This is a genomic window from Kitasatospora sp. NPDC015120 (assembly GCF_043080305.1).
GTDB lineage: Bacteria > Actinomycetota > Actinomycetes > Streptomycetales > Streptomycetaceae > Kitasatospora.
Genome location: NZ_JBIBVJ010000001.1, coordinates 519,666 through 540,722, shown reverse-complemented (window position 1 = coordinate 540,722; position 21,057 = coordinate 519,666). Strand labels below are relative to the sequence as shown.

The following is a 21,057-nucleotide window of genomic DNA, read 5'->3' as shown; positions in this document are numbered from 1 at the left end:
AGGCTAGGCGAGCTCGGCGAGCTCGGCGAGGACGGCGTCGCTCAGCACCGGCCAGACCTCGGCGGCCCAGGGGCCGAAGTCCCGGTCGGTGAGCGCGATGCAGGCCGCGCCGGCCTGCGGGTCCACCCAGAAGAAGGTGCCGGACTGGCCGAAGTGGCCATAGGTGGCCGGGGAGTTGGCGGTGCCGGTCCAGTGCGGCGCCTTGCCGTCGCGGATCTCGAAGCCGAGGCCCCAGTCGTTCGGCCGGCGGTGGCCGAAGCCGGGCAGCACACCGCTGGTGCCCGGGAAGGCGACCTCGCGGGTGGCGGTGCGCAGGGTGCCCGCGTCGAGCAGCTTGGGCGACTGCAGCTCGGCGGCGAACCGGGTGAGGTCGGCGAGGGTGGACAGGCCGCCGGCGCCGGCCGGGGAGCGGTGGGCGGTGTTGATCAGGGTGGCGTGCATGCCGAGCGGCTGGAACACGGCCTCGGCGGCGTACCGGCCGAACTCGATGCCCGCGGCCCGCTCCAGGGTCTGCGCCAGCACGTCGAAGCCGGCGTTGGAGTAGAGCCGGCGGTTGCCGGGCGCGGCCATCACCCGGTGCTCGTCGAAGGCCAGGCCCGAGGTGTGGGCGAGCAGGTGCCGGACGGTCGAACCCTCGGGGCCGGCCGGGTCGTCCAGCTCGAAGACGCCCTCCTCGACGGCGACCAGCACGGCGTAGGAGGTGAGCAGCTTGGTCACCGACGCCAGCGGGAACAGGTGCTCCTGCGGCCCGTGCGCGCCCAGCACCGCACCGTCCGCGCCCCGGACGACGGCCGCCGCCGCGTGCGGCACCGGCCAGGTCTCGATCTTCCGCAAGCTCTCCATGGGCCCGACTCTAACCGGGCCGGCGCGCCGGGAGGGACGGCAGGCCGCCCGGGCGCACTTGCCTGGAGTGCACTCCAAGGCGCTAGCGTCGTGGGCGACGCTCACCACCGGGGGACCGACCATGACCGCACTCGCATCGATCGAGGCCGGACTGCGCACCTGCTGCGAGGTGTTCCGGGATCCGGCCGGCGAGCCCGACCGCACGCCGCGGCACACCATCGGCGAGGTGTCGGCGGCCAGCGGGCTGACCGCGCACACCCTGCGCTGGTACGAACGGATCGGCCTGCTCGACCCGGTGGACCGCTCGGCCTCGGGCCAGCGCCGCTACAGCGACGCCGATCTGCACCGGCTGGCCTTCCTGGGGCGGCTGCGGCTGACCGGGATGCCGGTGGCGGACATGCTGCGGTACGTCGAGCTGGCCCGGGAGGGCGAGCGGACCTCCGTGGACCGCCGCGACCTGCTGCTCGCCCACCGCGAGGCGGTGCGGCAGCAGATCGCGGACCTGCACGCGACCCTGGCCGTGCTCGACCACAAGATCGACGTCTACAACGGGCGGCTCGCCCGGTGCGCGGCGAGCCACTGACGGGCGGGTCACTGAAACGGGCGGGTCACTGAAGCGGGCGGGTCAGACGGCGCGGCCGCAGTACGCGGCCAGCCTGGTGCAGGCGTCGGCGCCGGCCGGGGCGGGCCGGACCGGGGCGAACGGGAAGCCGCCGCCGCGCGGTTCGGCCGGCAGCACGGCCAGCGCGATCGCCAGCGCCGCCTCGCCCAGCCGCTCGTCCAGCGGACGGTCGGTGCCGAGCGCCCGGGCGATGTCCCAGGCGTGGACGACGGTCTCCAGGACGTAGCCGCCCACCGCCTCGCGGCCGGACACCTCGCCCCACGGCACGGAGGCCGGGCGCTCCAGCTTGGCGTCCTGGGCCCAGGCGGCGGTCACCCGGGCACGGGCCCGGCCGAGGGCGGCCGGCCAGCCGTCGTTCGGTACGCCTCCGGTCGCGGCCGCGACGTCCTCGGCGCGCCCGCCCTCGCCGGTGTAGGCGAGCCGGTGGACGCCGCCGACCACGTGGTCCAGCAGGGCCCGAAGGTCGTACTCGGTGCACGGGGTGGGCCGGTCCAGGCTCTCCGGACCGGCCTCGGCGATCAGCTTCTCCAGCTGGTCGAGGGCGAGCAGGTACAGCGGGCGCGGGTCCTGGGCGGTGTCCATGGGGCGGCTCAACTCCATTGGTACGGAAGGTTTTCCTGACGGGAGGCAATCTCCCGGTAAAACCTGACAACCGCCGTCATGATTTCTGGGATCCTCGTGTCATGAAGGCCGACCGCCTGCTCTCGATCCTGCTGCTGCTCCAGACCCGCGGCCGGGTGCCCGCCACCGAACTGGCCGAACGGCTGGAGGTGTCGGTCCGCACCATCTACCGCGACGTCGAGGCGCTCTCGGCGGCCGGCGTGCCCGTCTACACCGAACGCGGCCGACACGGCGGCATCAGTCTGCTGCCCGGCTACCGCACCGACGTCAGCGGGCTGACCGCCGACGAGGCGCGGGCCCTGTTCGTGCTCTCCGCCCAGGGCGCCCACAGCGACCTCGGGCTGGACGGCGCGCTCGGCTCGGCGCTGCGCAAGGTGATGGCCGCGCTGCCCGCCCCGCACCGGCCGGGCGCCGAGCGGATCAGCGAGCGCGTCCTGGTGGACCCGGCGCGCTGGATGCAGGCCGGGCCGCCCCAGGGGGCCGACCTCGGCGAGCTGCAGTACGCGGTGTTCGCCGACCGCCGGCTGCGGCTGCGCTACCGGCACAGCGGTGCGCCCGCGCCGGCGGAGTACACCGTGGACCCGTACGGCCTGGTCAGCAAGGCCGCGGTCTGGTACCTGGTGGCCGATCTGCACGGCGAGCCGCGGCTGTTCCGGGCCGACCGGGTGCTGGGCGCGGAGACCGCGGAGGAGGCGGTTCGCCGCCGGCCCGGGGTCGGGCTGGCCGAGGTCTGGACGGTGCTGCGCGAGCAGGTGGAGCGGCTGCCCAAGGAGCTGACGGTGAAGGTGCGGGTGCGGCGCGGGCGGCTGGACATGTTCCTGCGGATCCACGGCGCCCGGCTCACCGCCCCGCCGCCGGAGACCGGGGGCGGGGCGCCCGACGACTGGGTCGAACTCACCCTCGGCCTCCAGTCGTTGCCGGCCGTCCGGTCACTGCTGGCGTTCGGCGCGGACGCCGAGGTGCTCTCGCCGCCGGCCGCCCGCCGGGAGATGGGGCGGGTCGCGGCGGACGCCGTCCGGCTGTACCAGGACGCCCGCTAGGACGCGCGGCTGACGGGCCGTCAGGCCTCCGGGGCGGGGCGCAGCACGTCCTGGTAGGCGCCGAGGGCGACGGCCGCGAAGTTGTGCAGGCTGTCGGTGCCGGTGGCGAAGTAGCCGTTGTGGCCGGAGGAACGGGCCGAGGAGATCCGCTCGGAACCGAAGTCCAGCGAGGTCGGGTCGGCGCCGTGGCCGAGCCCGCCGACCTCCAGGTAGGGCACGTTGCCGATCCAGTCGGTCTCGTTGCGGGTGGCCCAGACGTGCACCCCGGCGCCGAGTTCGGAGGTGCTCTCCACGCCCATGCCGGGGGAGCCGAACACGACCAGGTCGGTGATCCCGGTGGTGTCGGCCGGGGAGGCGGCCGCCCTGGGGATGTCCGGCGCGGCGGTGCCGCAGACCACCGAGCCGTAGGAGTGGCAGAACAGCGCGGGCGGCGCCTCGGGCCGGGTGGTCTCCTTCAGCCCGGCGAGCAGCCGGCGCAGCCGGGGCGCGCCGACGTCGGCGAGCCGGGAGGTCACCGCGTCGGGGCCGAGGCCGGAGGGGGTGACGTAGCCGGTCCAGGCGATCACCGCGGTGCGGGTGCCCGGGGACTGCCGCTGCTCCTCCTGGTACAGCGCCCGGGCCATTCCGGCGGGGGAGCGCAGCGGTTCGACGGCCTGGTCGAAGTGGCCGAGGTCGGCGTCGGAGCCGGGGACGAGCACCGCGACCCGGTCGGCGGCGCCGAGGTCGCCCCAGACCTCGGTGAGCAGGCCGCGGCCGCGCGGGTCGAAGGCGAGGATCTGGCGGCCGGGCGCGAGCAGGCTCTGCACGTCGTTGGCCCGGGAGACGGCGAGCGCGCGCTGTTCCGGGGGGAGGTCGCGGTCGGCCGCGCGGGCCCGGGCGCGGTCGCGCTCGGCGGCCAGGGCGATCCGGTTGGCCCGGTAGCGCACGGCGGTCGGGGCGCCGTCGAAGTTGCCGACCACCAGCGGATAGGCCTCGACCAGCCGGTCGAGTTCGGCGGGGGCGAGCCGGGCGAAGAACTCGGCGGCGGCGGCCGGCGCGGTGGTGGCCGGGTCGGGCAGGTCGTGTCCGTAGGAGTGGTCCTCGACCCAGGCGGCGCTGCCGGCCGGCGGGGTGGAGATGGCCAACTGCTCGGTGGCGGCCGCGGCCTGGGCGGCGGCCGCGCCGGCGTCGGCGAGGACGGCGGCACCCGCGAAGGCGCCGATCAGGACATGCTTCCACCGCCGACGGCGCATCGCCTCAACTCCCTGAGAGTCCCGTCACCGATCCCGGACGGGAGCCCGGAGGGTGGTACGACTGCCAACTTCCCAGCGCAAGCCTAGGGGCCAGGAGGCGCGCTGAGTCCGGCTCAAACTGTGGGATGGATCACATGGACGGGGAGTGACCGGGATGCGTCCCGGTCGTTCGCGCGCGGACCGGCCCGGCTCCGCGGCCGGGCGGTCGCGGAGCCGGGCCGGGGCCGGGTTCAGGTCAGCGAGTTCCAGGCCGAGCAGGAGCGCGGGCCGGAGACCAGACGGTCCGGGTGGCCGCTGCCGTCGGCCACCGAGATCCGGCGGTAGCTGTCCCCGTGGAACACCCAGTACTCGCTCTTCCCGCCGGTCCGTTGGGCGTCGGGCACGGGCAGGAAGCAGTCCACCCGGTCGACGCCGTTCAGCGAGCCCCACTGGGACAGCTCCCGGTCGGAGCGCTCCAGCGCGTCGGTGTGGGCGGCGCCGTCGGCCACCGAGACCAGCCGGTAGCGCTGACGGCCGCCGGTGGTGTGGAACGCCCAGTACCAGCTCTTGCCGCCGACCCGCTGCTGGTCGGGCACGGGCAGGAAGCAGTCCACCCGGTCGACGCCGGCCAGCGAGCGCCAGGGGGCGAGGTCGCGGTCCGGGCGTTCCGCCGTGCCGGTGTGCCCGGTGCCGGCGGTGATCGAGACCGCCCGGTACTGCTGACGGCCGCCGGTGGTGTGGAACACCCAGTACCAGCTCCGGCCGCCGGGGTCCTGCTGGTCGGGCACGGGCAGCAGGCAGTCGATCCGCTCGATGCCCCGGAAGCAGGGGAGGTCGCCCAGCGGGGTGTCGCCCTTGACCGTCCGGTCGGTGTGGGCGGCGCCGTCGGCGACCGAGATCTTCCGGTACCGGCCGCCGTGGCAGACCCAGAACTGGCTCTGGCCGCCGCGCCGCCACTGGTCGGGGACGGCCAGCAGGTCGTCGCACGGGTAGGCCGGGCCGGCCGGGGCGGTGGTCTGGCCGCCCTGCTGGGCCTGGGTCTGGCTCTGGCCGCCGCCCTGGCCCGCCTGGCCGCCCTGGCCCGCCTGTCCGCCCTGGCCGCCCTGGCCCGCCTGTCCGGGGCCGACGAGCCGGCCGTCGGCGAGCCCCCGCAGGGTGCTGAGGGACGGCATGAAGGCGTACACCGAGCCGGTGGTGCGGACGAACTGGGCGAAGCTCAGCGGGGTGTGCTTGACCGTGCCGTCGGAGTCCCGGCTCTCGAAGTCGACGTCGGGGGCCTCCAGGACGACCGGGTCCTTGCCGGGCACCGGGGTGCGGCCGGGCGGGAAGTCCGGCTGGTCCATCCAGTCGGCCTGGATGAACTCGAACTGCCGCTGGATGTCGGCCTGGTAGCAGATGAACAGCAGCCCGCGCGGGTCGTCCGGGCCGCCCGGGCCCTCGGAGGCCGGGTCGAACGGCGCCCCGTACGGTGTGCCGCGGCGCATGATGCGCCGTCCGTCGAGCTCCTTGGCGTCGAACGGCGGGCGGCTGGGGTCCGGCGCCCGGAGGCCGGCCCGCGGGCTGGTCTTGCGCAGGTGCGACCAGAGCGGGGTGACCAGGCCCTCCAGGTCGTCCCGGAAGTCGAAGTCGTTGTCCGACGCGGCGCCCGGGTCGTTCGGGACGTCCCGGTCCTGGAAGTGGCAGACCGGCGCGCCGGAACGCCAGCGGCCGACCAGCCGGGCCGCCAGCCACTCGGTGGTGGCGTCGTCCGGGACGGCCTTGGCGAGCCTGAGCTCCCTCAGCTTGACCGCGACCTGCGACCACCAGCCGGGGACGTCCTGGGCGAGCCGGCGGACGACCTGGAACGACCCGGCGCGCGCCCAGTCGGGGAAGTCCCGGAAGCTGCCCGGGGCGGGCTCCTCCCCGCAGACGAACTCGCCGGCCGGGACGATCCGGGTGCCCGGGTGGCCCTCGACCTCCTCGGGCCGGTTCGGGTCGGGCCGGTCGAAGCCCCGCACGCCGGGCTCGCTGATGCCGTCCTTGAAGCCGAAGTGCTCCTTGCCGCGGCGGCTGCCGAGCAGGGTCTGGGCGTTCTGCTGGTAGACGATCAGCACCCGGCACTCGGCGGCGGCGATCCGCTGGGCCTCGACGGCCGCCCGGAGGTCCTGCTCGGTGTCCGCGGAGAGCTTCAGCACGGCGTGCACCGGCTGGCCCCCGCCGTTGCCGAACAGCCAGTTCTCCGGGGAGTTCTCGCCGGTGTCGCCGAGCGCACCGGCCCGTCTGGCCGAGCCCTCCTTGAACGCCTCCAGGCCGCTGCCGACCGGCGGGGGCTGGGGGAAGGGGTCGGTGGTGGAGAGCATCCGCAGGCCCTCGTAGGTGAAGCTGACGCCGAGCCAGGTCGCCCTGAGGGTCTTGGGGTCGTCGCCGCCGGAGGTCCTGCGGGCCTCGCTGAACGCCTCGTTGAACGCGGCGACCTCGCGGGTGGTGGCGATCTGCGGGGCGAGCTGCCGGAGCCAGTCGCGGGCCCGGGCGGCGTCCTCGAACTTGAGGAACAGGACGCTGACGTTGTCCTTCCTGAAGCCGGCCAGGACGTCGCCCTGGATCTCCTCGCTGTCGCGCAGTCTCAGATCCGTTGCCATGGGGGGAGTGGTTCCTTTCGGTGCGCGGTCAGGCGGTGAGCTGGATCCACTTGGCGACGGAGGGCACGCCCCGGTCGTTGAGCAGGAAGAGCATGTACCAGCCGGGCGGGGCGGCCTTGGCGTCCGGCGGGGCCTGGAACTCCAGCCGGTTGCCGGCCCGGCTGCTGAGCCGCAGGTCGAGGTGGCGCTGGCTGGTGTTGACCGAGTGGGTGGAGGTGGTGGGCGCGAGCAGCACCGCCTTCGAGACCAGGCCCGGGGTCGTGGTGGTGACCTGGAAGGTCTGGTTGTAGCCGACGGGTGCGCTCGGGGCCCGGTCGAGGACGGGGCGGTCGCCCTGGTGGAGGTAGGCCGGCTCGTAGATCTCGATGGTCCCGTTCATGGTGACCGGGGCCTGGGTGCCGGGGATGCCGCTCACCGTGCCGTTGATGTCCGGGTTGTTGGCGAGCTGCTGGAGCTCGTCGCCGGTGACCATGACGCGCCCGTCCGGCAGCACCACGGCGTTGGAGTGGTAGCCGCGCGGCAGCCGCTGGACCGGGCCGAGCTTCCAGGTGCCCTGGTCGTCGCGGAGCTCGACCTGGCGGTACTTGAGGTCGGCGTTCGGGTTGTACGGGCCGTTGCCGTAGTCACGGATGTCGTAGGCGCCGTTGACGGTCATCAGCCGCCCGTCGGGCAGCAGCAGGGTGTCGTCCTGGGTGCGGCCGAAGGCGCGGGACTTCTCGGCGGTCCAGCTGCCGTTGGAAAAGCGCAGGGTGCTGGGGTTGTCCCGGTCGCCGCCGAGGATCAGCGCGGAGTCCGGGCCGTTGATGCCGCCGGGCAGCAGCACGGCCGAGCCGTAGTTGCGCTTGCGGCCGTCCGGGCGGGCGGGCAGGTCGCTGCGGGACTCCGCGACCGGGTCGAACTTCCACTGCTCGGCGGCCTGCCGGCCGAAGCCGTAGACGTTGCCGTCGTTGAGCGAGAACAGGTGCGGGTAGTCCAGGCTGAACGGGGCGTCGGCCTTGAACCGGTCGACCGGGGTGTTCACGGGGGTGTCCGTCTTGAGCGAGGGCACCGGGCGGTCCTTGGCGGGGAAGCGCTCGACCACCGCGGTGGGGGTGCCCCAGCCGAGTTCGGACTGGCCGGACATGATCAGCTGGCGGCCGTCCGCGCCGGTCACCACCGTGGGGTACCAGCGGCCGACCGACATGTCGGGGTTGCGGGTCCAGGTCTCGGTCCACGGGTCGAAGATCAGCGAGAGCTTGGCGCCGGTGCCGCCGTTGCCGCCGAGGTTGCCGCCGAAGACGCCGAGCATGCCGTTGGGCAGGAAGGAGTGGCCGGCGCAGAAGAACGGCGCCGGGCGGGGCTGGTCCAGGCCGTCGGGCATGTTGACCACGGGCGGGGTGACCTGCTTGTACGCGTCCTTGCCGTAGCCGAGGGCCGGGTCCCAGAGGAAGGCCCGGCCGGCGTTCTCCGTGCCGGTGGTCTGGGTGGGGGCGGGCTCCTTCTCGGGGTTGGTCTCGATCCGCTCGAAGGAGAAGAGCAGCACCTTGCCGGTGGGCAGCAGCGCGACGTGGTCGCCGAAGTCGGGGGAGGGGAAGTACTGGTTGAACGTCCCGAAGGTCTCGGCGGCGAAGCCCCGGTTGTGGGTGGCCTGGGACTCCGTCAGCGCGTTCAGCCGGTTGGTGCGGGTGGTCTGCGGGTAGTCGCCGATGCCGCGGATGCCGGCGCGCATCCGGGCGTGCTCCTCGGCGTGCTCCTGGCCGAGCGCGGCGACCTCGTCGTCGCGCAGCTCGGCCTGCACCCGGGGGTCGGCGACCCGGGGGGCGGTGGCGCCGGAGCCGTCGTGGCCGCCGGAACCGTGGGCGAGGACGGGGGCGGCGGCCGACAGGACGGTGCCGGTGGTCAGCGCGCAGACCACGGCGGTGGCGAGCACGGCCGGCAGGCGCCGGGCCGGCCGCGGCGGGGACAGGGACATGGATCTCCTCGGGAGCGGGGCCGCCCGGCGCGGGACTCGGGGCGGCGGAAGGGGAACGGCCGACGGGGCAGCACCCGGTCGTCGCCGACAGCGAACAGATCATCACGGTGGGTTGCGGTGCGCATGCGGAGTCACTGCGTTCGGCGGCGGCGGGGGCCGCAAGCGGGTGAGCGGCCGGCGGGGGCGACGCGCGGTGGACGACGCGCGGTGGACGACGCACGGTGGGCGACGCACGATGGGCGCGGACCCGGCCGGTCCGCGCCCATCCCGAGCCCCGCGCGCCCGCGTGCGTCAGACGACGCCCAGCGCGTACGCGGCGAAGAACGCCGCCCCCGCGCCGGCCACCGCCCTGGCCGGCCGGGAGAGCCCCGTCCACGGGCCGTCGAAGCGCCGGGCGAACCACCCGATCGCGATCAGCACGGCACCGAACAGCGGCAGCAGCGCCAGCCGGATCCCGACCCAGCCGAGCGAGTCCGGAGCCACCGTCAGCCCCGGCACCGCGCCGAAGGCGGCCGCGCCGGGCACCGCGACCGCGAGCATCGCGCTCTGGTGCCAGCAGAAGATCGTCATCGCCGAGAGGTTCACCACCACGACCGGCAGCCAGAGCAGCGGACGGCGGGTCAGCAGACGGCCGAGCCGCTCGCGCAGCAGCACCGCCGCACCGCACTGCACCGCCGCCAGCGCCAGCACCAGCAGGGACGGCGGGTGGGAGTTGGTGCGCTCGGCGCCCGGCACGCCGACCATCGACGCCGGGTAGTGGAAGACCAGCAGCAGCACCGCGAACAGCGCCCCGCCGCCCACCAGCAGCAGCCGCGCCGCCGGGCGGCCCAGCCGGCCCCCGGCCCAGAGCGCGCCCAGCTGATAGCCGAACAGCCAGCCCGGCAGGATGTTCAGCAGACCGGCCCAGGAGGGCACCGACTCCGCCCACGGCCCGTACCGCAGCAGATCGACGACGGCGACCGCGGCGAGCAGCACGCCCGCCGACCAGCCGCCCCAGCGGCGGGCGAGGGCCGCGCAGAGCGGGGTGAGCGCGGTCAGGCCCAGGTAGACCGCGATGTACCAGAGCGGCTGCACCACCAGCGTCGAACCGGTGCGCACCGTGTCGGCGGGAACGCCGAGGCGCGGCAGCAGCGGGATCAGCAGCGCCCAGACGGCGGCCACCCCGAGCACCGGCCGCAGCAGCCGCACCACCCGGCCGCGCAGCCAGCCGCCGTACCCCACCCCGCCGGCCCTGGCCCGTTCCAGCGAGCGGACCGCGGAGTGGCCGCCGACCAGGAAGAACACGCCCAGCAGCTGGAGCCCCCAGCTGACCGGGGCGAAGAAGCCGAGGGCGGGGGAGGAGAGCGGGCTGGCGTTGTGCAGGGCGCCGTCGGCGGAGCGGGCGAAGCCGCCGAGCAGCCAGTGGCCGACCGGGACGGCGAGCAGGGCGAGGGCGCGCAGGCCGTCCAGGGCGCGGTCGCGGCTCTCGGGGGTGCGGGCGTCCACCTGGCGGGCGGCACGGTGCAGCGGGGCGAGCAGGGAGCTGGGCATGACGGGGTCTCCGTTCGCGGGTGCGGGTGCGGGTGCGGGTGCGAGTGCGAGTGCCCGAGGCGGGGCGGGGCGGGAGCGGGGCCGGCTCAGTGGCCGAGGGCGACGCCGGCGAAGGCGGCCAGCGAGGCGGTGCCCGGGGCGAAGTAGCCGGTGTGGCCGTGCGAGCCGGTGGACGGCAGCGGGCGGGCGCCGAAGGCCGGATCGGTCGGGTCGGCGCCGTGGCCGAGGCCGAACAGGCGCACGTGCGGCACGTTGCCGATCCAGTCGGAGCCGTTGCGGGCGGTGGCCCAGAGCGGGACGTCCGGGTCGAGGTCGGCGGCCGAGCCGACGCCCAGGCCTGGCGAGCCGAGCACCACCACACCGGAGGACTGCCGCGGGCCCGGCCGGGCCAGGCCGCAGACCACCGAGCCGTAGCTGTGGCAGAACACCGTGGCCGGGGCCTCCGGCCGGGTGCTGACGGCGAGTCCGTCGAGCAGCCGGGTCAGCCGCTCGGCGCCGGCGCCGGCGAGGGTCTCGGTGGCGGCGTCCGGGCCGAGGCCGACCGGGGTGGTGTAGCCGGCCCAGGCGATCACGGCGGTGGCTCCGCCGGTCGCCTCGTACAGCGCCCGGGCCATGCCGACGGGGGTGCCGTAGGGGTCGCCGGCGCGGTCGAAGGTGCGCAGGTCGATGTCGGAGCCGGGGACGACGACGGCGGTGCGCCGGGCGCCGGCCAGGTCCCCGAACACCTCGGCGACCTGGCCGCGGCCGCGCGGGTCGAAGGCGAGGAAGCGGCGGGGCCCGCCGGGCGCGGCGTCGTCGAGCAGGGTGCGGTAGCGCTCCGCGCGCTCCCGGGCGGCGGCCCGGTCCTGCGCGGTGAGCGCCGGGTCGGCGGCCCGGGCGAGGGCGCGCTCCCGCTCCGCGGCGATGGCCAGGGCGTTGGCCCGGTGGCGCAGGCCGACCGGCGCGCCGTCGAGGTTGCCGACCACCAGCGGGTGGCGGTGGGCCAGGTCCTCGGCGGCGGCGGGCGCCAGCCCGGCGAAGAAGGCGGCCACCTCGGCGGGGGCGGCGGTGGCGGGGTCCGGCAGCGGCACGCCGAGGACGGTGTCGGCGACCCAGGCGGCGCTTCCGGGCGGCGGCCCGGTCACCGCGCGCTCGCCGCCGGCGGCCCAGCCGCCGGCTCCCAGGGCGGCGGCCAGCGCCAGCGCGGCGGCGGCCACCGCCCGCGCCATCCGGTTCCTCGTCATGTCCGTTCCCTCCATGGCCCGTTCGGCTTCGATGGAGAGGAAGGTAGGAACCGGGTGGCCCGGCGGACATCACACCGCGGGGCCAACCCCGGGGTGGTACCCGGGTATCAGGGGGCTTTCCCCCGGGGGACACCCCTACCGGGACCGGCGGGCCGGGCTCACTGACCCGGGGTCACCAGGCCGGACTCGTAGGCGATCACCACCGCCTGGGCGCGGTCGCGCAGGTCGAGTTTGGCCAGGATCCGGCCGATGTGGGTCTTCACGGTCTGCTCGGCGAGGACCAGCCGGGCGGCGATCTCCTGGTTGGACAGGCCGCGGGCGATGAGTTCCAGGACCTCCGTCTCGCGCGGGGTCAGCCCGTTGAGCCGCAGCGCGGGGTCACGGCGCCTGGCCGGCCTGGTGCGGGCGAAGTCCTCGATCAGCCGCCGGGTCACCGAGGGGGCGAGCAGCGCCTCGCCGGCCGCGACCACCCGGACGGCGGCGATGAGGTCGTCCGGGGGCGCGTCCTTGAGCAGGAAGCCGCTGGCGCCGGCCCGCAGGGCGTCGTAGACGTAGTCGTCGACGTCGAAGGTGGTGAGCATCAGCACCTTGGGGCGGTGCGCGCCGGGCACCGCCGGGTCCAGCAGCCGGCGGGCCGCCTCCAGGCCGTCCATGACGGGCATCCGGACGTCCATCAGCACGACGTCCGGATGGGCGAGGCCGCTCACCTCCAGGGCCCGGGCGCCGTCCGCGGCGTCCCCCACCACGTCGATGTCGCTCTGCGCGTTGAGCAGGGCGGCGAATCCGGCCCGTACCATCGCCTGGTCGTCGACGATGATCACGCGGATGGTCATACGGTGCTCTCCCCGGGGCGTCCTACGGTGCGGCGGGCGGCCCGCCCGGTTCCCCCGGTGCGGCCCCGCCCGGCCGGCTGTCCTGCGACCGAGTATCCGTCAGCCCGGTGAGCGGCAGAACGGCGGCCACCTTGAACCCGCCGTCCGGCAGCGGCCCGGTGTCCAGCCGGCCGTCCAGCAGCCGCACCCGCTCGCGCATGCCGGCCAGTCCGTGGCCGGTGCCCTCGGCCGAGGCCTCCAGCGACTCGGTGCGCACCGGCGGGGCCGCGTTGACCACGGTGACCAGCAGGGATTCCCCGGCGACGGCCAGCGAGACCCAGGCCGCGGCACCGGGGGCGTGCCGGACCACATTGGCCAGCGCCTCCTGGACGATCCGGTAGACCGAGAGGCCGACGGCCGGCGGCAGCCGGTCGTCCGTCAGCTCCGCGGCGACGGTGAGCTCGGTGGACACGCCCGCCCGGCGGACCGTCTCGACCAGCTGGGCGAGCTGGCCGACGCCCGGCTGCGGCGCCTTCTCGGCGCCCGACTCCTCGCTGCGCAGCACCCCCAGCAGCCGCCGCATCTCGGACAGCGACTCGCGCGCGGTGCCGGCGATCGCGGTGAACTCCTCGGCGGCCTCGGCCGGGACGCCGGTGATCCGGTACGGCGCGCTGGCCGCCTGCACGGCGATCACCGACATGTGGTGGGCGACCACGTCGTGCAGTTCACGGGCGATCCGGGCGCGCTCCTCCAGCAGGGTGCGCCGCTCCCGTTCGGCCTCGCTGATGTGCTCCTGCTCGGCGAGCAGCCGGCGGGCCTCGGCGCGCTCGCGCAGCGCCCCGCCGAGCACCAGGACGGCACCGGTCAGCACGACGGCCAGCAGGCTGTCGTCGCCGCCGAACCCGCCGGTGACGCCGACGACGGAGAGCGCCAGGCTCGCCGCGGCGGTGACCAGCCAGACCGCGACCAGGGTGCGGCGGGCCTCGCGCAGGGCGAGCGTCAGCATCAGCAGGAGGTGGCAGACCAGGCCCGGCGGCGGCCACGGCCAGGGGCCGTCGACGCCGCCGGGGGCGGCGCCGTCACCGGTGGCGAGGATCAGCAGCGCGGTCAGCAGGGCGCCGCCGCCGGTCATCCACCAGGCGGGCAGCGGCCGGGTGACGGCGAGCAGCAGCGGCACCGTCTGGGTCACCGCGAGGGCGGCGGCCGGGCCCGCGTCCACCCCGTAGTCGTTGACCAGCACGAGGATGCCGGTCGGCAGCAGCGCGGCGATCGCGGCCGCGGCCAGGACGTACGGCAGGAGCCGGACCCAGCGGCGGGCGGACTGGGCGAGCAGCGGGGTGTGGTCGGCGGCCGGGCGGGTGAGCGGGGCGAGCAGCGCGCGCACCGGACCGCCCCGGGCGGGCCCGGCGGGTGGCTTGATCATCCGGCCAGCCTAGGGCGGGCCGGTGCGGCCGGCGTCCCCCTCGGGGCCGGACTTCGGCGTAGTACTCCGGTACTACGCGCGCCAGTGGCCGGCCAGCGCGGGGGTGAGCTGGTCGAAGTGACGGTCGATCAGGGCGATCATGCCCTCCGGGCCGGTGTCCTCCTGGTCGGCGCTCCAGGACAGGTGGGCCGCGCGCAGGACGCCGCCGAAGGCCGCCGCGAGCACGGCGGGCCGCAGGTCCTCGGCCGGGTCGACGCCCTCGCGCTCGGCGATGATCCCGATCAGCACCCGTTCCTGCTCGGTGACCCGGCGCAGGTGGGCGGCGAGCAGGGTGGGGGTGTCCTCGATCATCCGGATCAGCTCCAGCGCCGCCGTCACCGAGCGGGGGCCGGTGTCCCGGCCGGCGCCGTGCTCGCGCCAGGAGCCGACGATCGCGGCGCGCAGCGCCTGGAGCGGGGTCTCCGCTGCGGGGCGGGCCCGCAGTTGCCGGATGAAGTGGTCCTCGGCCTCGGCGAGGACGGCGAGGGCGACCTCGTCCTTGTTGGCGAAGTAGCGGAAGAAGGTGCGCTGGGAGATGTCGACGGCGCCGGCGATCTCGTCGACGGTGGTGCGGGCGAAGCCCTGGCCGAGGAAGAGCCGGTGGGCCGCCTCGATGAGGGCGTCCCGGGTGCGCTGCTTCTTCCGGGCGCGCAGTCCCTGCTCCTGGGCGGGGGCGGGGGGAGCGGGCTGAGCGGCCATGGTGCGGGCCTTCCGGGCGGTGAGCGGGCGGGGCTGTGGAGGCTACTGTAGCGATCTGACAAATGGCAGTCTGACGCATAAGTCAGAGTTTGCCGAATGTCACTGACTGACATAATCTCCTCGGGGTGGCGCCCCAGGGCCGGGCACTCGTGGGGACGGGTGGGCCGGGGCGCCATCTCCGTGTCCGCTCGATGCCAGCCCCCGGAGGGCCCAGATGAGCCAGTCCCTCACCAAGAGCCCCACGGCGGACACGCCGCCGCCGGGCACGTCACCGGGCCGGAGGAGCCTTCAGGGCCACCCCTGGCTGACCCTGCTCACCGTCGCCGTCGGCGTGATGATGGTCGCCCTGGACGGCACGATCGTCGCGATAGCCAACCCGGTCATCCAGGCCGACCTCAACGCCGCGCCCTCCGAGATCCAGTGGGTGACCAGCGGCTACCTGCTGGCCCTCGCGGTCTTCCTGATCACGGCCGGCAAGATCGGCGACCGGTTCGGCCACAAGAACACCTTCCTGGTCGGCGCGGTCGGCTTCGCCGTCACCTCGGCGGCGATCGGCTTCGCCGGGAACATCCAGACGGTGATCGTCTTCCGCGTCCTGCAAGGCCTGTTCGGCGCGCTGCTGCAGCCGGCCGCGCTCGGCCTGCTGCGCGGGGCCTTCCCGGCCGAGAAGCTCAACATGGCCATCGGCATCTGGGGCGGCGTCATCGGCGCCTCCACCGCGGCCGGCCCGATCGTCGGCGGTCTGCTGGTCGAGCACGTCAACTGGGAGTCGGTGTTCTTCATCAACATCCCGGTCGGCCTGATCGCGCTGGCCCTCGGTCTGTGGATCCTCAGGGACGTGCGGGCCGAGAAGGCCGCCAAGTCCTTCGACGTCCCCGGCATCGTGCTGCTCTCGGTGGCGATGTTCGCGCTGGTCTTCGGCATCATCAAGGCCCCCGAGTGGGGCTGGGGCGACCTCTCCACGGTGCTGTTCCTGGGCGGCGCGGTCGTGCTGATGACCGCCTTCGCGTTCTGGCAGCGGGTGGCCAGGGAGCCGCTGATCCCGCTCAGCCTGTTCCGCTCGCTGCCGCTGTCGGCCGGCACCCTGCTGATGGTGCTGATGGCCTTCTCGTTCTTCGGTGCGATCTTCTTCGTCACCTTCTACCTGCAGAACGTGCACGGCATGTCGCCGGTCCAGGCCGGCGTCCACCTGCTGCCGATGACCGGCATGATGATCATCGGATCGCCGGTGGCGGGGATCGCGATCGGCAAGCTGGGCCCGCGGATCCCGATCGTGGCCGGCATGCTGATCACCACCGCCGCGATGTTCGGCATGTCCGCCCTGGACGCCGGCTCCGGCAACGGCGCGATGGCGCTCTGGTTCGTGCTGATGGGCCTGGGCATCAGCCCGGTCATGGTGGGCGCCACCGAGGTCATCGTCGGCAACGCGCCGCTGGAGCTCTCCGGCGTCGCCGGCGGTCTTCAGCAGTCCGCGATGCAGGTCGGCGGCAGCCTCGGCACCGCCGTGCTGGGCGCGCTGATGGCCGCCCGGGTCACCGACACGCTGCCCGGCAAGTGGGCCGACGCCGGCCTGCCGCCGGTGGACCCGGCGCAGGCCGAGGGCCTCAACCAGGCCGCCCAGCTCGGCTTCGCCCCGCCCGCCCCGGCGGGCACCCCGCAGCAGGTGGCCGACGCGATGGCCGGCGCCGTCCACGACTCCTTCGTCAGCGGCATGTCGCTGGCCTTCGCGGTCGCCTCGGTGGTCGCCTTCGCCGCCGCCCTGCTCGGCCTCCTCACCCGCCGGGGCACGACGGACGCCGGCCCCGCCGTCCACATCTGACCCCCACCGCGCCGCGCCGAGGTGCGCGAGGTGCCTGCCGCTGGGCCCCGGGACCCGTCCCGGGGCCCAGCGGTCATGGGTGCGCCTCCCGCTCCGGCCGTGGTCAGGAGGTCGGGCAGTTCAGCGTCGGGTCGGTCTCGGCGGCGGCCCAGCACTGCTCGGCCCGCTGCCAGTACTCCTCGTCGGAGAGCGTCGCCGACGGCGTGGGAGAGGGCTGCACCTGGGTCGGGCCGAAGTGGCTGCCCCCGCCGGGCGCCGGGGAGGGCGGCGGCGCGGGAGCCGTCCGGGAGGGCTCGGGCGCCGGGGTCCCGGTGGCCGCCGGTGCGCCGCCGCCGGCCGGACCGGCGGGCGGCGCGAGCGGGGAGACGGGGACCGTCGGGCGGGCCGGGGCGACCGGGGGGACCGGCGCGGCCGGGGAGGTCGTCGGGGGTGCGGACGGCTGCACCTCGGCGGAGACCAGCCCGAGGGCCGGTCCCTTGCCGGGCGAGGGCCGGTCCCGGGGAGCGGCCGGTGCGGTCGGCTCGCCGCCGGACGGCGCGGACCCGGCCGGATCCCCGGCCGTCGCCGCCCCCGGCTGCGCGGGCGCGCCCGGTGCGCCGGCCCCGGCCCCGCCGGGATCCCCGGCCCCGGCGGGGTGGGAGGGGTCGGCGGGAGCGGCCGGAGCGGGCGAGCCGCCCGGGGCGGGCGCCGGTCCCGGCAGCAGGTCGGCCAGGCCCCGGTCCGGGGCGGCCGGCAGGGACACCGCGGGCCCGCCGAGCTCCTCCGGAGCGGGCAGCAGCTGGGACAGCAGGGCGCCGGTCGTCACTCCGACCAGCAATGCCAGGGGGAAGGCCCCCGTCCTCGGTGCGCGCACGATACCGGCCCCCTCCCCTCGCCCCCTGGAAGGACACCTTAAGCGTGACTCTCGGGAAGGTTAAGAGGGAATTGGCACCGACCTCGCCCGACCCGCCGGGCGCAGCTCCACCAGCGGGACGACCCGGGTGGTTCGGGCGCGGAATTCGGCGAACAGCGGCTCGGCCTCGATCTGCCGGGCCCAGAGGCCCTCGTGCTCGGCCGGGTCGAGCGGCACGGCGTGCGCGGCGAAGACGTCCGGGCCGAGCTCGACGGTGACCTCGGGGGCCTCGACGAGGTTGCGGTACCAGGCCGGGTCGGCCGGTGCGCCGCCGTTCAGCGCGAAGACGATCACCCGCCCGCCGTCCCGCAGGTAGACCAGCGGGGTGGTGCGGGACTCGCCGCTGCGCCGGCCGCGGGTGGTGAGCAGCAGCAGGTCCTTGCCGGCGAAGCCGCCGCCGACCACGCCCCCGGCCGCCCGGAACTCGGCGATCACGGCGCGATTGTCGGGGTTCCCGCCGTCGGCGGGCTGGGGGTGGGCGGTGTTCATCTCGGTGACCCTCCTCGGCGGTCCGGTTCGTCGGGACGAGCCTAGGAGCTGACACCGGTGTGAGGTTCAAGCGGCTGTGACCGGAGTCACGGCCGGGGAACGGCCGAGGGGCCGGCCCTCCCGCACGTGTCGGGAGGACCGGCCCCTCAGGACCACCGGTCAACGGCTCAGGCGTCGCCGCCCGCGGCGCCCGGGTCGGCCGCCGCCACGTCGAGCAGCTGGTAGCGGTCGATCGCGTCCTTCAGCGCGCTGCGCTCGATCTTGCCCTGCTTGGCCAGCTCGGTGAGCACGGCCAGCACGACGGACTGCGCGTCGATGTGGAAGAAGCGGCGGGCCGCACCACGGGTGTCGGCGAAGCCGAACCCGTCGGCGCCCAGCGACTGCCACTGGCCCGGCACCCAGCGGGCGATCTGGTCCGGCACCGCGCGCATCCAGTCGGACACCGCGACGAACGGGCCCTCGGAGCCCTGGAGCTTGCCGGTCACGTACGGGACGCGCTGCTGCTCCTCGGGGTGCAGCAGGTTGAACTCCTCGGCCTCCACCGCGTCGCGGCGCAGCTCGTTCCAGGAGGTCGCGGACCAGACGTCGGCCTTGACGTTCCACTCCTCGGCCAGGATCCGCTGGGCCTCCAGGGCCCACGGCACGGCCACGCCGGAGGCGAGGATCTGCGCCGGGATCTGGCCCGCGGTGCCGGCCGCGTACTTGTACAGGCCCTTGAGAATGCCCTCGACGTCCACGTTCTCGGGCTCGGCCGGCATCTTGATGGGCTCGTTGTAGACGGTGAGGTAGTAGAACACGTCCTCGCCGTTCGGGTGCTCCTCGCTGGAGCCGTACATCCGCCGCAGGCCGTCCTGGACGATGTGCGCGATCTCGAAGCCGTACGCGGGGTCGTACGCGACGACGCCCGGGTTGGTCGAGGCCAGCAGGTGCGAGTGGCCGTCGGCGTGCTGCAGGCCCTCACCGGTCAGCGTGGTGCGGCCGGCGGTGGCGCCGAGCACGAAGCCGCGGGCCAGCTGGTCGGCCATCTGCCAGAACTGGTCGCCGGTGCGCTGGAACCCGAACATCGAGTAGAAGACGTACACCGGGATCAGCGGCTCGCCGTGGGTGGCGTAGGCCGAGCCGGCGGCGATCAGCGAGGCGGTGCAGCCGGCCTCGGAGATACCGTCGTGCAGCATCTGGCCGGTGGGGGACTCCTTGTACGCCAGCAGCAGCTCGCGGTCGACCGACTCGTAGGTCTGGCCGAGCGGGTTGTAGATCTTCGCCGACGGGAACAGCGAGTCCATGCCGAAGGTGCGGTACTCGTCGGGCGCGATCGGCACGAAGCGGTTGCCGATGCCCTTGTCCCGCATGAGGTCCTTGAGCAGCCGGACGAACGCCATGGTGGTGGCGATGGTCTGGTTGCCGGAGCCCTTCTTGACCGCCTTGTAGGCGTCGTCGCCCGGGAGCTCCAGCTTGCGCGGCCGCACCTTGCGGGTCGGCACGTAGCCGCCCAGCTCCTGGCGCCGGTCGTGCATGTACTGGATCTCCTCCGAGTTGCGGCCCGGGTGGTAGTAGGGCGGGTAGCCCTCCTCAAGCTGCTTGTCGGTGATCGGCAGGTGGAGCCGGTCGCGGAAGCGCTTCAGGTCCTCGACCGTCAGCTTCTTCATCTGGTGCGTGGCGTTGCGGCCCTCGAAGTTGGGGCCCAGGGTCCAGCCCTTGACGGTCTGCGCCAGGATGACGGTCGGCTGGCCCTTGTGCTCGCGGGCCGCCTTGAACGCCGCGTAGATCTTGCGGTGGTCGTGGCCGCCGCGGCCCAGGTGCTGGATCTGCTGGTCGGTCATCGACTCGACCATCTTGCGCAGCCGCAGGTCGCCGCCGAAGAAGTTCTCGCGGATGTACGCGCCGGACTCGGTGGCGTAGGTCTGGAACTGGCCGTCCACCGTGGTGTTCAGCTTGTTCACCAGGACGCCGTCGCGGTCCTGCGCGAGCAGCGGGTCCCAGCTGCGGTCCCAGACCAGCTTGATCACGTTCCAGCCGGCGCCGCGGAACTGCGACTCCAGCTCCTGGATGATCTTGCCGTTGCCGCGGACCGGGCCGTCGAGGCGCTGCAGGTTGCAGTTGACCACGAAGGTCAGGTTGTCCAGGCCCTCGCGGGCGGCCAGGGACAGCTGGCCGAGCGACTCGGGCTCGTCCATCTCGCCGTCGCCGAGGAAGGCGTAGACGTGCGAGTCGGAGGTGTCCTTGATACCGCGGTGCTCCAGGTAGCGGTTCATCCGGGCCTGGTAGATCGCGCCGAGCGGGCCGAGGCCCATCGAGACGGTCGGGAACTCCCAGAAGTCCGGCATCAGCCGCGGGTGCGGGTAGCTGGAGAGGCCGTACGGCGCCTTCGACTTCTCCTGGCGGAAGGCGTCGAGCTGCTGCTCGGTGAGCCGGTCCAGCAGGAAGGCGCGGGCGTAGATGCCGGGGGAGGCGTGGCCCTGGAAGAAGATCTGGTCGCCGGACTCGCCCTCGGCGTCCTTGCCGCGGAAGAAGTAGTTGAAGCCGACGTCGTAGAGCGACGCCGAGGAGGCGAAGGTGGCGATGTGGCCACCCACGCCGATGCCCGGGCGCTGCGCCCGGGAGACCATCACCGCGGCGTTCCACCGGGTCGCGTTGAGGATCTTGCGCTCGATCTCCTCGTTGCCGGGGAAGAACGGCTCGTCCTTGGTGGCGATGGTGTTGACGTAGTCCGTGCTGCGCATCTCGGGCACGGCGACACGCTTCTCGCGGGCGCGCTCGATCAGCCGCAGCATCAGGTAACGGGCACGCTCACGCCCCCGCTCGTCGATGGCCGCATCGAGCGACTCCAGCCATTCCGCGGTCTCCTCGGGATCGAAGTCCGGGACCTGACTCGGAAGGCCGCCAATGATGATCGGGTTGCGATCGGATCCGGAAGCCACGCTGTTCCTTCACTGTCGGTCGAAACTGAGGTGTGTCGCGCCGCCTCCATCGTGCTACCGCGCTCGGAGATCCGTCATCTCTACCGATCGGTAACCGCTCTCCCTGACAGAAGGAGCGGTCTGGTGATGTGCGGTCCGGACAGCATCGTCCGGGCTGCGCACCCCCGGGTGTTACGAACAGAGGTGGTCCGACCTGGTTTCCCTTCCGTCCGATGGCGGACGGGTGGGGTGAGGGCCAACAGGAGACTCTACGCCCGCGCACGCGCGGACCCGAATGCCGTTCGCATCTCGGGCGTGCGTACGGCCT

The 21,057-nt window shown here is 74.5% G+C and carries 16 protein-coding genes; 3 read left to right on the top strand and 13 right to left on the bottom strand.

Annotated features, from left to right (window positions below):
• Window positions 1–3 precede the first annotated feature (3 nt).
• The gene (locus ACF1AK_RS02415; protein ID WP_391496887.1) at window positions 4–843 is read right to left on the bottom strand and encodes a serine hydrolase domain-containing protein; all 840 of its coding nucleotides are present in this window, start codon (window positions 841–843) and stop codon (window positions 4–6) included.
• Window positions 844–964: 121 nt separating this feature from the next.
• Here ACF1AK_RS02415 and ACF1AK_RS02410 point away from each other — a divergent pair, with 121 nt between their 5' ends.
• Entirely contained in the window at window positions 965–1,426 is a 462-nt protein-coding gene (locus tag ACF1AK_RS02410) for a MerR family transcriptional regulator (RefSeq protein WP_391496886.1), read from the top strand.
• 42 nt (window positions 1,427–1,468) lie between these two features.
• Here ACF1AK_RS02410 and ACF1AK_RS02405 read toward each other — a convergent pair whose 3' ends face one another.
• A complete protein-coding gene (locus tag ACF1AK_RS02405) occupies window positions 1,469–2,047 on the bottom strand; it encodes a TIGR03086 family metal-binding protein (RefSeq protein WP_391496885.1) in 579 nt (192 codons plus the stop codon).
• Window positions 2,048–2,148: 101 nt separating this feature from the next.
• Between ACF1AK_RS02405 and ACF1AK_RS02400 the strand changes: the two genes are divergently transcribed.
• The gene (locus ACF1AK_RS02400; protein ID WP_391496884.1) at window positions 2,149–3,126 is read left to right on the top strand and encodes a helix-turn-helix transcriptional regulator; all 978 of its coding nucleotides are present in this window, start codon (window positions 2,149–2,151) and stop codon (window positions 3,124–3,126) included.
• Window positions 3,127–3,146: 20 nt separating this feature from the next.
• On the opposite strand, the gene ACF1AK_RS02395 is transcribed toward ACF1AK_RS02400, so the two are convergent.
• From ACF1AK_RS02395 to ACF1AK_RS02360, 8 genes are all read right to left on the bottom strand, one after another.
• Window positions 3,147–4,358, bottom strand: coding sequence for an alpha/beta hydrolase (locus ACF1AK_RS02395; protein WP_391496883.1), 1,212 nt, complete (start codon window positions 4,356–4,358; stop codon window positions 3,147–3,149).
• A 230-nt stretch (window positions 4,359–4,588) separates the two neighbouring features.
• Window positions 4,589–6,955 (bottom strand): Dyp-type peroxidase, encoded by a 2,367-nt coding sequence (locus ACF1AK_RS02390; protein ID WP_391496882.1) that lies wholly within the window; start codon window positions 6,953–6,955, stop codon window positions 4,589–4,591.
• A 28-nt stretch (window positions 6,956–6,983) separates the two neighbouring features.
• Window positions 6,984–8,906 (bottom strand): galactose oxidase-like domain-containing protein, encoded by a 1,923-nt coding sequence (locus tag ACF1AK_RS02385; RefSeq protein WP_391496881.1) that lies wholly within the window; start codon window positions 8,904–8,906, stop codon window positions 6,984–6,986.
• A 291-nt stretch (window positions 8,907–9,197) separates the two neighbouring features.
• On the bottom strand, window positions 9,198–10,436 hold the full coding sequence (locus ACF1AK_RS02380) for an acyltransferase (protein ID WP_391496880.1): 1,239 nt from the start codon (window positions 10,434–10,436) through the stop codon (window positions 9,198–9,200).
• An 86-nt stretch (window positions 10,437–10,522) separates the two neighbouring features.
• Window positions 10,523–11,659 carry an alpha/beta hydrolase gene (locus ACF1AK_RS02375; RefSeq protein ID WP_391496879.1) on the bottom strand — a complete coding sequence of 379 codons (1,137 nt, stop codon included), beginning with the start codon at window positions 11,657–11,659 and terminating at the stop codon, window positions 10,523–10,525.
• A gap of 158 nt (window positions 11,660–11,817) precedes the next feature.
• On the bottom strand, window positions 11,818–12,492 hold the full coding sequence (locus ACF1AK_RS02370; protein WP_391496878.1) for a response regulator: 675 nt from the start codon (window positions 12,490–12,492) through the stop codon (window positions 11,818–11,820).
• Window positions 12,493–12,514: 22 nt separating this feature from the next.
• Window positions 12,515–13,894, bottom strand: coding sequence for a sensor histidine kinase (locus ACF1AK_RS02365; protein WP_391496877.1), 1,380 nt, complete (start codon window positions 13,892–13,894; stop codon window positions 12,515–12,517).
• Window positions 13,895–13,966: 72 nt separating this feature from the next.
• Entirely contained in the window at window positions 13,967–14,632 is a 666-nt protein-coding gene (locus ACF1AK_RS02360; RefSeq protein ID WP_391496876.1) for a TetR family transcriptional regulator, read from the bottom strand.
• A 214-nt stretch (window positions 14,633–14,846) separates the two neighbouring features.
• Here ACF1AK_RS02360 and ACF1AK_RS02355 point away from each other — a divergent pair, with 214 nt between their 5' ends.
• Complete coding sequence (locus ACF1AK_RS02355; RefSeq protein ID WP_391496875.1) at window positions 14,847–16,451, top strand: MFS transporter; 1,605 nt, start codon at window positions 14,847–14,849, stop codon at window positions 16,449–16,451.
• A 103-nt stretch (window positions 16,452–16,554) separates the two neighbouring features.
• Here the strand turns inward: ACF1AK_RS02355 and ACF1AK_RS02350 are convergent, their stop codons facing one another.
• From ACF1AK_RS02350 to aceE, 3 genes are all read right to left on the bottom strand, one after another.
• Window positions 16,555–17,304 (bottom strand): hypothetical protein, encoded by a 750-nt coding sequence (locus tag ACF1AK_RS02350; RefSeq protein WP_391496874.1) that lies wholly within the window; start codon window positions 17,302–17,304, stop codon window positions 16,555–16,557.
• A 60-nt stretch (window positions 17,305–17,364) separates the two neighbouring features.
• Window positions 17,365–17,832, bottom strand: coding sequence for a nitroreductase/quinone reductase family protein (locus ACF1AK_RS02345; protein ID WP_391496873.1), 468 nt, complete (start codon window positions 17,830–17,832; stop codon window positions 17,365–17,367).
• A 167-nt stretch (window positions 17,833–17,999) separates the two neighbouring features.
• On the bottom strand, window positions 18,000–20,750 hold the full coding sequence (gene aceE, locus ACF1AK_RS02340; RefSeq protein WP_391496872.1) for a pyruvate dehydrogenase (acetyl-transferring), homodimeric type: 2,751 nt from the start codon (window positions 20,748–20,750) through the stop codon (window positions 18,000–18,002).
• Between the last annotated feature and the right edge of the window lie 307 nt (window positions 20,751–21,057).